At 32.0% G+C, this 13,212-nt stretch carries 13 protein-coding genes; 4 read left to right on the top strand and 9 right to left on the bottom strand.

Going from position 1 to position 13,212, the window contains the following annotated elements; all coding sequences use genetic code 11:
* Positions 1 to 7: 7 nt before the first annotated feature.
* The 4 genes from HA148_RS02140 to yidD form a co-directional block, all read right to left on the bottom strand.
* Positions 8 to 712 carry an SDR family NAD(P)-dependent oxidoreductase gene (locus tag HA148_RS02140; protein WP_209129791.1) on the bottom strand — a complete coding sequence of 235 codons (705 nt, stop codon included), beginning with the start codon at positions 710 to 712 and terminating at the stop codon, positions 8 to 10.
* Between the two features lie 84 nt (positions 713 to 796).
* Positions 797 to 2,329 (bottom strand): UDP-N-acetylmuramoyl-L-alanyl-D-glutamate--2,6-diaminopimelate ligase, encoded by a 1,533-nt coding sequence (locus tag HA148_RS02135; RefSeq protein ID WP_209129789.1) that lies wholly within the window; start codon positions 2,327 to 2,329, stop codon positions 797 to 799.
* A gap of 9 nt (positions 2,330 to 2,338) precedes the next feature.
* The gene (locus HA148_RS02130; RefSeq protein ID WP_209129787.1) at positions 2,339 to 2,641 is read right to left on the bottom strand and encodes a glutaredoxin family protein; all 303 of its coding nucleotides are present in this window, start codon (positions 2,639 to 2,641) and stop codon (positions 2,339 to 2,341) included.
* A gap of 4 nt (positions 2,642 to 2,645) precedes the next feature.
* Positions 2,646 to 2,882: a membrane protein insertion efficiency factor YidD gene (yidD, locus tag HA148_RS02125; RefSeq protein ID WP_209129785.1), complete on the bottom strand. Its 237-nt coding sequence runs from the start codon at positions 2,880 to 2,882 to the stop codon at positions 2,646 to 2,648.
* A gap of 95 nt (positions 2,883 to 2,977) precedes the next feature.
* On the opposite strand from yidD, the gene rpsD reads away from it, so the two are divergent.
* The 4 genes from rpsD (at position 2,978) to cysK (ending at position 7,371) form a co-directional block, all read left to right on the top strand.
* A complete protein-coding gene (gene rpsD / locus HA148_RS02120; protein ID WP_209129783.1) occupies positions 2,978 to 3,586 on the top strand; it encodes a 30S ribosomal protein S4 in 609 nt (202 codons plus the stop codon).
* 77 nt (positions 3,587 to 3,663) lie between these two features.
* A complete protein-coding gene (locus HA148_RS02115; RefSeq protein WP_209129781.1) occupies positions 3,664 to 4,827 on the top strand; it encodes a trans-sulfuration enzyme family protein in 1,164 nt (387 codons plus the stop codon).
* A 3-nt stretch (positions 4,828 to 4,830) separates the two neighbouring features.
* Positions 4,831 to 6,300, top strand: a complete 1,470-nt coding sequence (locus HA148_RS02110; RefSeq protein ID WP_209129779.1) for a PLP-dependent transferase — start codon at positions 4,831 to 4,833, stop codon at positions 6,298 to 6,300.
* Positions 6,301 to 6,384: 84 nt separating this feature from the next.
* Positions 6,385 to 7,371, top strand: coding sequence for a cysteine synthase A (cysK, locus tag HA148_RS02105; protein ID WP_209129777.1), 987 nt, complete (start codon positions 6,385 to 6,387; stop codon positions 7,369 to 7,371).
* Positions 7,372 to 7,373: 2 nt separating this feature from the next.
* Here cysK and queA read toward each other — a convergent pair whose 3' ends face one another.
* The 5 genes from queA to lipB form a co-directional block, all read right to left on the bottom strand.
* Positions 7,374 to 8,498 (bottom strand): tRNA preQ1(34) S-adenosylmethionine ribosyltransferase-isomerase QueA, encoded by a 1,125-nt coding sequence (queA, locus tag HA148_RS02100; protein ID WP_209129775.1) that lies wholly within the window; start codon positions 8,496 to 8,498, stop codon positions 7,374 to 7,376.
* Between the two features lie 6 nt (positions 8,499 to 8,504).
* Positions 8,505 to 9,872 (bottom strand): dihydrolipoamide acetyltransferase family protein, encoded by a 1,368-nt coding sequence (locus HA148_RS02095; protein WP_209129773.1) that lies wholly within the window; start codon positions 9,870 to 9,872, stop codon positions 8,505 to 8,507.
* Positions 9,873 to 10,091: 219 nt separating this feature from the next.
* On the bottom strand, positions 10,092 to 10,535 hold the full coding sequence (locus tag HA148_RS02090) for a YlqD family protein (protein WP_025880659.1): 444 nt from the start codon (positions 10,533 to 10,535) through the stop codon (positions 10,092 to 10,094).
* Positions 10,536 to 10,573: 38 nt separating this feature from the next.
* A complete protein-coding gene (locus HA148_RS02085; protein ID WP_209129771.1) occupies positions 10,574 to 12,517 on the bottom strand; it encodes an AMP-binding protein in 1,944 nt (647 codons plus the stop codon).
* A 27-nt stretch (positions 12,518 to 12,544) separates the two neighbouring features.
* The gene (lipB, locus tag HA148_RS02080) at positions 12,545 to 13,195 is read right to left on the bottom strand and encodes a lipoyl(octanoyl) transferase LipB (RefSeq protein WP_209129769.1); all 651 of its coding nucleotides are present in this window, start codon (positions 13,193 to 13,195) and stop codon (positions 12,545 to 12,547) included.
* Positions 13,196 to 13,212 lie beyond the last annotated feature (17 nt).

Raw genomic sequence — 13,212 nt, 5'->3', positions numbered from 1 at the left:
ATTTAGTTTACCAAGGTATCTCCGAGTTGTCCCATGCAATAAATTTTCCTGTAGATTCTGGTGATTGATTTTTAATAATATTAATCAAGAATTGGGAGGATTTTTCTTTACTAAATAATTTATGTTCTGGAACAAATTTATGAAAAGGTCTAGATAAATCAGTATCTACTGTTCCTGGATGAAGCAATGTGATAGTAGCCTTTGGGAAACGTCTAGCCCATTCAATACTTAAAGATTTAAAAAACTGATTTTGCGCAGATTTTGCAGCTCTATATGAATACCAACCTCCAGTTTGATTATCTCCAATGCTACCAACTCTTGCACTTACACTTGCAAAATTAAAATCAAAATCTTTTGGTATAAATTCTTCAATCGCTTTAGCTAATAAAATAGGAGAAAAGGCATTTATTGAAAAACTTTCCATCATATTTTTTTTATCAAGATGTTGTAATCTTTTTTCTGGTTGAAGAGAATCACTATGAAGTCTACCTGTAGCATTAACAACTAGCCTCAATTTTGAAGGATGATTTGATATTTTATTTTTCAACTGCAAAAGGGATTGAGAATCCTCTATGTCTAATTCCCAAAAAGGATTAAATTCACTTTGTCTTCCACACAAAACAACATCTAAATCTTTTTCACTTTCATTCAGATCTTTAGCTAGTTGTGTTCCAATTCCACCTGCACCTACAACTAAGGCTAAGCCTTTCATTTTATTAAAAATAACTTCATTGATTCTAAGAAACTTTTCTTGTGATTTGCGTAAAGATCTTACTTATTTGATTAGGAAAATTTATTAAGATTTATTTTTTTCTTTTAATAATTTATAAGCTATTTTTCTATCATCAAAATTAATAACTTTATCATTGAGAATTTGGTAGTCTTCATGTCCTTTACCTGCAATTAAAACAATATCTTTTTTTTTGGCAAATTTAATAGATTCATTTATTGCTTTAAATCTATCAATTTCAATTGTTATTTTTTCTCTTTTTTTTATACCCATCAAAATATCATTTACTATCCTTTGGGGTTCTTCTGATCTTGGATTATCTGAAGTTATAAAAAGTTGATCAGACAACTCTTCAGCTATTGATCCCATTAAAGGTCTTTTACTACGATCACGATCTCCGCCACAGCCAAAAACAGTTATTATTTTCCCTTCACAAAGTTTTTTAATTGATTGCAAAACTTTTTTTAATCCATCAGGAGTGTGGGCATAATCAACAATTACTGTTGGAAGAGATCTTGAAACGTTATTATTATCAATTTGTATTTTCTCCATTCTCCCAGGAGCACCAGGGAAAGATTGTATTAACTTTGATAGATCTTTTAACGAAAAATTAAATTTATACAAAATTGTTATTGCTTGAATCGCATTCATTAAATTAAATTCACCCACAAGTGGAACAAAAAGTTGAATTTTTTCCCTAGGTGTATGAAAAATACAGGTGGAACCACTTTCAGTAAATTTTTTATCTGTTACGAAAAAAAAATCATCATTTTCAAATTGACTTTCAGTAATCTTTGTAGAGACTAATAAAGATCTTTTTTCAAGATCAGATGATAATTTAGATATCCAATGGTCATCATGATTTAATACACAAATCCCATCTTTTTCTTTTAAGTAAGGTGGGAAGAATAATTTTCTTTTTGTTTGAAAATATGATTCCATATCTGAGTGATAATCAAGATGATCTTGAGTTAAATTAGTAAAAATAGCCGCCTCAAATTCGCATCCTGATATCCTGTTTTGAGCAATAGAATGTGAACTTACCTCTAATATCGCGAATTCAGATTCTGCCTCAACAGCAGCATTTAATTTCTTTTGAAGTTTATCAGCGAAATCAGTTGTATGAGAAGCCACTTCTGAGAAGCCAGGCCATCTATTAAACAGGGTCCCAAATAATGCAGTCTTTTTCCCTAATTTTTTTAAAAGATATTCCAATAAGAAAGTGATTGTCGTTTTCCCATTTGTACCAGTAACACCAATAAGTTTAAGTTTTCTTGAAGGCCTATTCCAAAACTCAGCGACAATTTGACCAAAAATATAATCTAAATTATCCTCAATAACCAAAATCCTTTCTCGATCAATAGATCCAATTTTCTCTTTTGCAGCAGACCCAATAATGGCAGCCTCCGCGCCATTTTCAATAGCCTCAATACAAAATTTTCCTCCATCAACATTTAAACCAGGCATTCCTAAAAATAAAGTTCCTTTTTGTACTTCTTTAGAGTTAAAAGAAATATTATTAATTTCTTGATCGATAAGATTTAATGAAGGAATAATTCCTACCAAATCTAAAAGTTTATGTAATTTTATAGATCTCATATAAAAAAATTATTTCTCCAGAATGGTAGTAATATTTTTATGAAACCAATTCTTTAATAGATCATCTTTTAATCTTGGAGAAATGCGAGGCAATTCTATGATCTCCTCAGACCTAATTCTTTCAACAGCAATAACAGGTACTTCATAATCATATTTTTTATATTTATCTTTATATAAATCGACCCTATCAATATCAATTTCTTTAAGCTCCTCTAGATTAGGGAATAACTCATAAAGATTTATTTTTGCAAGTTTATTTTTTAATGAATCACAAAGGCAACATCCCTGCCTAACAAAAATAAATATTTTCATTCATTTAGTCAGGCACAGGGTCACATCCACAGGGAGTTAAAGGATGACATCTGCTTAATCTTTTTAAAGTTAACCACCCTCCCTTCCAGGGACCATGTCTAGTAATTGCCTCATATCCATAAGAGCTGCAACTTGGAATAAATCTGCATCTTGGCCCAAAAAAAGGAGAAAACCACTTTTGATAAAACGCAATCATAAAAAGAAGCATAGAAGTAATTGATTTATTAATAGTTTTGAACACTTTAATGATGTAAAATAATATTTCCAGTAGTAATTAGTTTAATTGAATTTAATCAATTATCCAATTTATTGCAATTTTTTATTTAATTTAAAATTATGTCAAGATACCGCGGCCCCAGATTAAGGGTTACGCGTCGCTTGGGAGAACTACCAGGTCTCACCAGGAAAGCTTCAAAGAAGTCTAATCCTCCAGGTCAGCACGGCCAAGCCCGTCGCAAGCGATCAGAATATGCAATTCGTCTAGAAGAAAAGCAGAAACTTAGGTTTAATTATGGAGTTTCTGAAAAACAACTAGTACGTTATGTGAAAAAAGCAAGAGCTCAAGAAGGATCTACAGGTACTAACCTACTAAGACTTTTAGAAAACAGACTTGATAATGTTTGTTTTAGATTAGGTTTTGGAGGTACCATTCCAGGCTCAAGACAATTAGTAAATCATGGCCATGTAACCGTTAATGGAAAGGTTCTTGATATTGCTGGTTATCAATGCAAATCAGGCGATGAAATCGGAATTAAAGAAAACAAAGCAAGCAAAAAACTTGTTGAAGGTAATATAGAATTCCCTGGATTAGCAAATGTCCCGCCTCATCTTGATTTAGACAAGCCTAAATTAACGGGAAAAATAAATGGGAAATGCGATAGAGAGTGGGTGGCTCTTGAAATAAACGAACTACTAGTTGTTGAATATTATTCAAGAAAAGTTTAATTCTACTTTTGTTTGGATTATTAAATCTCTCATTTTTTAAAAAGAGAGATTTAATTTAATTCTTATTTTTAAAAATAATGGGAAATAAGGAAAATAATATAAAAAAGCCAGGTTTTAAGACCTTATCTATTCATCATGGGGAAACATTTGCAGAAGAAACTGGATGCGTTATGCCTCCTATTTTTTCTACATCTACTTTCAAACATGGAAATAAAGATCATTTCGACTACACCAGATCAGGCAATCCAAACTTTAGAATTCTAGAAAACATCCTTAAATCAATAGAAGATTCTAAATACTGTACAGTTTTTGGATCTGGAATTAGCGCAGTAACTGCAATTTCATCAACACTAAAATCAGGAGACAAGATACTCTGCGAGTCAAATCTCTATGGTTGTACAGTGAGGATGTTCGAAAAAGTTTTCAAGAAATTTGGACTAGAAGTTTTATACACAGATTTTACAAACGAAAATAATATCAAAAAAATTTCAAACTTCGAGCCAACCTTGATATGGCTAGAAAGTCCAACTAATCCACTTTTGAAAGTACTTGATATTAAGGCGATTTGTGATGAAGCGAATAAACTCGAAATACCAGTAGTTGTAGACAACACATTTTCTACAGCGCTTATTCAAAAACCATTGGACCTTGGTGCAACACTATCGGTTGTAAGCACCACAAAATTCATTAATGGGCATAGTGACGCACTTGGCGGAGCAGTACTGACAAATAATGAGGAATGGAATAGTAAGATGCTTTTCTCTCAAAAAGCTCTCGGGCTTCAACCATCTCCTTTTGATAGTTGGCTCATTACGAGAGGAGTAAAAACTCTTCCTTTAAGAATCGAACAACAAACTAAAAGTGCAGAATTTATTTCTGAAGAATTAGGGAATCATAAAATAATTAGTGAAATAATTTACCCTTTTAATCAAGAACATCCACAATTTAATTTAGCAAAATCACAAATGAAATCTGGAGGTTCAATGATCACTTTAAAATTAAATTTAAATAAAGAGGATACTTTTAAATTTTGCAAATCTCTCAAATATTTCTCTTTAGCAGAAAGCCTTGGAGGAGTTGAAAGTTTAATTTGTCACCCTGCAACAATGACTCATGCTTCTGTTGATGACAAAACAAAAAATCTGCTAGGGATAGATGATGCTCTTATCAGATTATCAATTGGATGTGAAGATACAAACGATTTAATCTCGGACATTTTATTTGCTTTAACTAAATTCTGAAAATTGAGAGATTTACTTAAAAAACCTATATGGAAAAATTTTGAGTTGGGATATGCAATTCCTGATAGTATTCATGCCGTTTCTGTAGCATTACCAACTTGGAATGATGTAATAAATTACGAGGAAAAAGATCAAGAATGCATGAATTTATTGAAGTCCATTTACCCACGATTCGGGCTAAACCCCATAGTGAAAAGATTATGCGAAAAAGTAAAAAAGCAAAATTACTACAACAATAAAAGTATCTGGCCATATCCGAATGAAAGCATAGCTTTTAAAGCTAAAAAATACATTGATAGAAATACTCCTGAACAATTCTCGTTAATAGAAAAAAGAAATAATTTAGCTTTCTTAATAACTGAAAAAGAAGGAAGTATTTATGCAAAATATTTTTGGCAACATACTGGTCTTGGTCTATCTTCAAGGGCTGCTGCTATAGAACTAGGTCTTGAAGATTGCCCTCCAAAATCTTATGTCAATGAATGTTCTCAAAGAATAAAAAATAGAATTTCTAAATCTACAAAAATTAACTCTAATGATATTCACTTAACTTCATCTGGAATGTCTGCATTGCATACATCATTAGAAATCATATATAAATTATTTCCAGCTAAACCAACACTCCAAATTGGTTTTCCATATGTAGATGTACTTAAATTACCAATGAATATCTTTCACGGAGCTAAGTTAATTACAGAAGAAAATAGCGCGGATATTGAATTAGAAATCAAAAGAATAAATCCATCAGCATTAATTATTGAACTCCCGAGTAATCCAATGCTCAAATGTGTAAACATTAAAAAAATTTCAAAAATAGCAAAAAAGTTAAATATTCCCTTAATTGTTGACGATACAATTGGTTCAAATTTAAATATAAATTCCTTAGAACATGCAGATATAGTTTTTACTTCACTTACAAAAATTTTTTCAGGAAGTGGTGACATTCTTGCCGGATCATTGATACTAAATCCAAAAAGCAAATGGATTGATCAATTTAGAAATGCATTAAACGAGATTAATCTTCCAACACTTTCCGATGGAGATACAGTTTATCTAGATAAAGTTAGTAGAGATGTAAATCAAAGAGTTTTTGAACAAAATAAAGCATGTTTAGAATTAAAAAAAAGATTAGAGACCCATAGCGAGATTAAAAATATTTTCCATCCTGAAAATTGTCCAAATTTTAATTCTTTACTTACTTCTGATGGGGGATACGGCTGCTTATTATCGTTTGAATTGAATGGAGGATTGAACAAAGCTAAAAAGTTTTATGATTCTCTAAAAGTGTCTAAAGGACCTAGTTTAGGTACAAAATTTACTCTAGTTTGTCCTTATGTTTTACTAGCTCATTATGACGAGTTGGATTGGGCTGAAAGTTTTGGTATACCCTCGCACCTTATTAGAGTATCAGTTGGATTAGAAGACCAAGCTCAATTATGGGAAACCTTTTCTGAGGCACTAAATAATTTATAAATTCCTAGTATTTACCGAATAGAAACTTATATACTCTTTTTCTGAATAATAGTTAGTATTAAAATATATTTTCTCAATATATAAATGGCAAAAATTTATGAGGACAACAGTTTTGCTATTGGAAACACTCCATTAGTAAAATTAAAATCAGTTACTAAAAACGCGAAAGCTACAGTACTTGCAAAAATTGAAGGTAGAAACCCTGCTTATAGTGTCAAATGCAGGATTGGCGCCAACATGATCTGGGATGCCGAGAAAAGTGGGAAGCTCACAAAAGACAAAACTATTGTTGAGCCAACTTCTGGAAATACAGGAATTGCTCTAGCTTTTACTGCTTCAGCAAGAGGTTATAAACTCATCCTTACAATGCCAGAATCCATGTCAATTGAAAGAAGAAGGGTTATGGCAGTGTTGGGTGCTGAAATTGTTTTAACAGAAGCATCTAAAGGTATGCCTGGAGCAATAGCTAAGGCTAAAGAAATTGCAGAAAGTAATCCTTCTCAATATTTCATGCCAGGTCAATTTGATAATCCAGCAAACCCCGAAATTCATTTCAAAACTACTGGACCAGAAATCTGGGATGATTGCGATGGTGAAATTGATGTCTTAGTTGCAGGGGTTGGAACTGGCGGCACAATTACAGGAGTTTCAAGATACATTAAGCAAGAAAAGGGCAAAAAAATTACTTCTGTAGCTGTAGAACCATCACATAGTCCTGTTATTACACAGACAATGAATGGAGAAGAGGTTAAATCTGGACCACATAAAATTCAAGGAATTGGAGCAGGATTTATTCCTAAGAACCTTGACTTAACAATTGTAGATAAGGTTGAACAAGTGACAAATGACGAGTCAATCGAGATGGCTCTTAGATTAGCAAAAGAAGAAGGTTTATTAGTCGGAATATCTTGTGGAGCTGCTGCTGCTGCTGCTGTTAGATTAGCTGAACAAGATGAATATGCGGGGAAAACTATTGTAGTTGTTCTACCTGATTTAGCAGAGAGATATTTATCATCAATTATGTTTACTGAAGTTCCAAGCGGAATCATTCAAGAACCAGTCAAAGCCTAAATCTATTTTTTCTCCAGTAATGAATCTGGTGAAATATACATCGCATCGCCATAAGAGAAAAATCTAAATTTTTCTTTTATGGCTTTTTCATACAAATCTAATAATCTTTCTCTACCAATCATTGCGCTTACTAAAAGTAATAATGAACTTTTAGGAAGATGAAAATTAGTTAATAATCCATCCACTACCTTAAATTTATAACCTGGCTTAATTACTAAATCCACGTACTTCGCTATGGGAATATAGTCATTAATTTCGTGAGAATAACAACTTTCAAGAGCTCTCACGCTAGTTGTCCCAATAGCAATTATTCTTCTATCTGTTTTCTTTATTTTTTTTATTTCCTCCACTACTTCCTTATTAACACTTACCCATTCTTTATGAAGTTTTAAGTTACTTAGATCTTCTTGATCAATTGGTTTGAATGTTCCATAGCCCACGTGCAAAGTTATCGGTAAAATTATTACTCCTTTTTTTTTTAGATTGGAAATAAGACTTTTGCTTAAGTGTAAACCAGCAGTTGGCGCAGCAACGGCCCCTGGATTAGTTGCATACTCAGTTTGATAACTATTCTCATGAAAAGATTCTTCTTCGGTATTTTTTATATAAGGCGGGAGAGGGATTTCCCCATATTTATCAAGAAGATCATTCATTGAATTAAGATCAGTTATATTTTCAGGAAATTTAATAAATCTCCCTCCAGTTTCTTCATCAACCCCATCAACCATCAAATTAATATTTTGTGCAGAAGGAGATTTTAATATTATTTTTCTATTTATTTTTAACTTTTTCGCTGGCTTTGCCAAACATAACCAAACACATTCATGGGATCTTTCTAAGACTAATAATTCGACTAACGTTCCATTTTCTAATTCAACCTTTAACCTAGCTTTCATTACCTTAGTATTGTTAACAACTACAAGATCGCCTTCTCTAAATTCATCTAAAAGATTCTTAGTAAATTTATTAGTTAAGCAGTCTTCTTCTAAAACACTATTTCTAACTATCATCAATCTTGATTCATGCCTAATTGGAGAAGGTTTACTAGCAATTAATGAAGGATCAAGTAAATAATCATAAGATTCAAGCCTGTAATCACTTTCGTCTTTATTAATTTGAGAAATCAATTAAATTTAAGATACAAGTGTCTCTGGCTCATTTTCAATCAGGTTAGCCAAGTCTTTCAAGAATGAAGCACCATCAGCTCCATAGATCACTCTGTGATCAGCTGTAAGATTTACTTGCATTATTTTTTTAACAGATATTGAACCATCACTATTTGCTACAACAGTTGGTTTCGATGATGCTATCGCTAAGATCGCACCGGTCCCTGGGGGTAGTATTGCGTCAAATCTATCAACACCAAACATACCAAGGTTAGATAATGTAAAAGTTCCCGTTGAGTATTCATCTGGTTCTAATTGTTTTGATCTCGATCTTTTTACGAGATCTTTCCATTCCCTAGATAATTCAAATAAATCAGTATTGCATGGTTCTTTTAATACTGGAGTTATTAGTCCCCCATCTTCCATTGCAACAGCAACAGCAATATTTATATTTTCTGGATAAGAAATCCCATTTTCTGAAAAGCTTGAGTTAACTTGAGGATGTTTCTTTAGTGTCTTTGCAACTGCCTTTACAAGTAAAGCAGTCATAGTAACTCCGTTCTGTTTTACCTTTTTATAGAAATTATCTAATTTATTTGTATTGATAGAGTAACCTACCCTAAAACATGGAACTTCTAAACTAGATTCCATATTTTTATTTACCGCTTTTTGAAGAGTATTAAATTGAACTGTTTCTCCAGGATTGCCAAAACTATTTCCTGGAGTTTCTGGTTTACTTTCAACTCCCAAATTTGCACCAGGAATACTTGCAGGAGAACCACCTTCTCCTATCCATGGTATAGAAACAGGTTGGCCATTAGCTTTTAAAATATCATCGGCTTGAATCCTTCCGTGAGGGCCAGATCCATGAACTTTTGCTAAATCAACACCCATTTGAGAGGCAAGTTTTTTAGCTCTTGGAGATGCAATTATCCTAGAAGAAACATTACTTGTTGCAGCATTAATTTGATCAACATTAAAAGATGAGACAGGCTTTTCACTCTTTAAGACAACTTCTTCAGCTTCTTTCTTGATATTTTCAGTCTGGACTACTGGTTTTTCTTCAGTTTTATTGCTTACCAATTCCAGTTGGTCTGAAGTTGAGACTTCGGATTGATTTCCTTTATTTTGTTCTTGGACAGAAGCTATCTCGTCCTCATTTTCTACAATGAGACCGATAGTTTCTCCAACAGGTGCAGTGCTGCCGGCAGGCATTAAAACTGCTGCAAGATATCCATCTTGAAAAGATTCAACATCCATATCTGCCTTATCAGATTCAACAACCAAGACAGATTCACCTCTTTCAACCTTATCTCCCGGATTTTTCAACCATTCCACAATCTTGCCCTCCGTCATAGTAGAACTCAAGGCAGGCATAAATATTTCGTGAGACATAGGAAATTAGTTATAGCAATGGTTTTCAAGGACTATCTACCAAAGTGTCTACTATTTATGAGGTTAGACGCCTTTTAAACACTTGTTACTATTATACGAAATCATGTTCACAGTGGAAACTCTTAAAACTTAAGAAAGTTATAATTTAGATCGATTAAATTTAAAACTTTTCGCATTTAAGATTTACTTATTTTTAACAAAAATACTAAATCTTTTTATTTAATTATTATCTATAGATTGAATAACTCCATCTTTAACGGTAATTGAGACTTGCATTTTTTCAATAAGATTGTCTCCCACAGTGACATCACAGAAACTATCGACTTGTCCTTGATCAACAATTTCGTCCATTTTTAATTCGCGCACTTGACTCTGTTGTTGAAGTAGATTTCTTTTTTGTTCTTCAATTTCATTTCGTTTTGCTGCCACTTGTTGTTGCACCTGACTAACCTGTTCTTGGACTCTTGGATCCAGAGGATTAACCGATTGGGATCGAATATTATTTACTATTTGCTGCCCCTCCTGCTCAAGTTGAGATAATTGCTGGTCAATATTTGAAATTGCTTTACTTAATTCTTTTTCAGCATCCTCTTTCCAAGTTGGTGTAACTACAGCTTTAATAGCTATTGAGCGCTTTATAGATATTGAGTTTTTTGTTTCCATAAAAAATTAAATTCCCTTTTCAATATAGATAGAACAAATCAAATTTTCTTACTAAATTTGTTTTCATACATATTTTCTATTTGTAATGAATACTTTTTTTCTATTTCTTTTCTTTTTTGTTTAAGAGTTTGTGTTAGCAAACCATTTTCTAATGTAAAGGCATCAACAAAATAACAATCTAATATTTGTTCTTCTGATCTTGCTCCTAATCGACTTTTAAGCAAATTATTAATTTGTGATTTAAAAAATTTACCAATATTCTTATTAAGGTTTAATTTCGAAAGGTCTTCCTCCAAAAACTTGTTTTTAACCAATTCGACATTAGGCACTACTAGGGCTGTTAAACATTTCTTGTCTTGTCCTACTAGTTGAATCTGATTAATAAATTCAGAACTAAGGATTTCGGTCTCAAGCGGATTCGGTTCTATATTTTCACCACTTGAAAGCACTATTGTATCCTTAGCTCTTCCTGTTATAAAAAGAGAACCATTTGGTATTAGGAAACCTAAATCACCAGTATCAAACCAACCATCCTTGGATAAAACATCTTTTGTAGCTAATTCATTATTAAGATAACCTTTCATAACTTGTGGCCCCTTAACAAGAATTTTTCCGACTTCTCTGAACTTCAGAATCTGTCTTTTATCATCATTCACTATTTTGATTTCGGTAAATGCTAGAGGCTGACCGGATGATCCTCTAACATTTAATTCTCTTCTCCTACAAGTTAATACTGGACTAGTTTCTGTGAGTCCATATCCCACCAAAACATCTACACCTAAAGATTCAAAAAAAAGATCCACATGTTCTGGCAATGCACCTCCCCCATTAATGGGAAATTTCAGTTTTTCTCCGCATAGTTGTCTAAGAATATTTGGCCATAAAAAAATAGTAGATAATTTATGTAAAGGATATCGGCCAATAACAGTAGCCAGTAAGGGGATTTTTGATTTGAATGATATTTGATTGATATCTAAATTTCTGATCTTTCTTAAATTTCTTTTAAAAACAGAACTATTACTTATCAAAAACTTAATAAGTTTTTGCTTTTTGGAAGGCATTTTTTTCAACGCCTGAAAAAAACCATCATGTATTGCCTCCCATAGTCTTGGTACGGTAGCCATGACAACAGGTTTTATTTGTGTAATATCATCTTTCAAGAATTTAGGAATTGTATAGTATTGAGAACAACCACATGAAAAAAAGAAGTATTCAGCACTCCTCTCATAAGAATGCCAGATAGGCAACACACTTAATACAGAGGTCCCAGGTTCTGGATCAGCAATATAGGCTAAGTTGATTATTTGATGCAAAAAATTTGCATGAGTCAAAGGGACACCTTTAGGTTTTCCGGTCGTCCCAGAAGTGTAAAGGATAGTAGAAACATCATCAATTTTTGGATTATATTTTTCAATATTATTAGTTTGTGAATTTTCTTTTTCTCCCGCACTTATAAATTGATTCCAACTTATTAAACTTTCAAATTGTTCATCTTCTAAATTGATTATAAATTTCAGTCTTTTTTTTAAGTCTTCTTTGTTTTTTAACTTTAGCCAAATCTCCTTAGATTGAACTATTAGACCTACTGAATTAGAGTGCTCAATAATATATTCTAATTCTACTGAAGGAGAATTAATACCTCTCACTGCATTTATAGCTCCTAAACGCATTAAGCCTTGATCAACTACTAGCCATCTTGGAGAATTTTCAGAAATTACAGTAACTACATCCCCCTTTACTAAACCATAATTTTTAAAAGAAAAAGAAACTTTTGTTATTAAATCAGCCAGCTCGGCATAAGAAAATTTTTCTTTGTATTTCCCTCTCAAATCGCAAACAGCTAAAGTATCACCACATTTAATTTTTAATTTTTCCCAAATTTGATCTATGTGATGAAGGTTCTTAATAAAATCTCTATTTTTAGCAAATTTATCTTTTTTAGAATGAGGTTTAGCTGAAGGCCAGTATGCTAAATCACGCATATTAATTTGATTTTGAAATTTTAATCTCTATTTTGATACAAAATCAAAATTAAATTCTTCCTGAATGATTTTTTTAACAATTCTCTTGACTTCTTGAATATTTAATTTTTTATTGTAATCAATCATATTTGCCATAAGACAATTTTCTATTCCGCAAGGAACAATTCTATTAAAGTTTTCTAATTCGCAGTCAATATTGATTGAAAATCCATTTATTGTAATCCATCTTTTGCAACCAATTCCAATTGAAGCAATTTTCTTATTTCCTATCCAAACACCAGTGAAACCCTCTCTTGAATGACAATTTATGTTAAAAGTTCCAAGAATTTTTATAATAATTTCTTCAATTTTTCTTAAATACCAATTTAAATCTTTATTCAAATTTTTCAAATCTAACACCAAGTAAGTTACTAATTGTCCTGGCATATGACAAGTAACTTCACCGCCTCTATCAATCTTAAAAACATCATAATTATTATCATTCAAAGAAAATAATAAATTATCGTAATTTGATCCTCTACCCAACGTATAACAGAGTTGATGCTCACCTATCCAAATAAAATCAGGATTAGAGTTATCTACAATCAATGCGTCCTGATATTCTTTTTGTAATTTATAAACATCATTGAAAAAAGAAATATTATCAGGTTGTTTAATTATTGCTGTTCTATTAACCATATTTAAGTAGATTAAGA

It is taken from the genome of Prochlorococcus marinus XMU1405 (genome assembly GCF_017696275.1).
GTDB classification, from domain to species: Bacteria; Cyanobacteriota; Cyanobacteriia; order PCC-6307; family Cyanobiaceae; genus Prochlorococcus_A; species Prochlorococcus_A marinus_AB.
The sequence above is the reverse complement of the archived record's forward strand: the minus strand, read 5'-3'. Positions and strand labels throughout refer to the sequence as shown.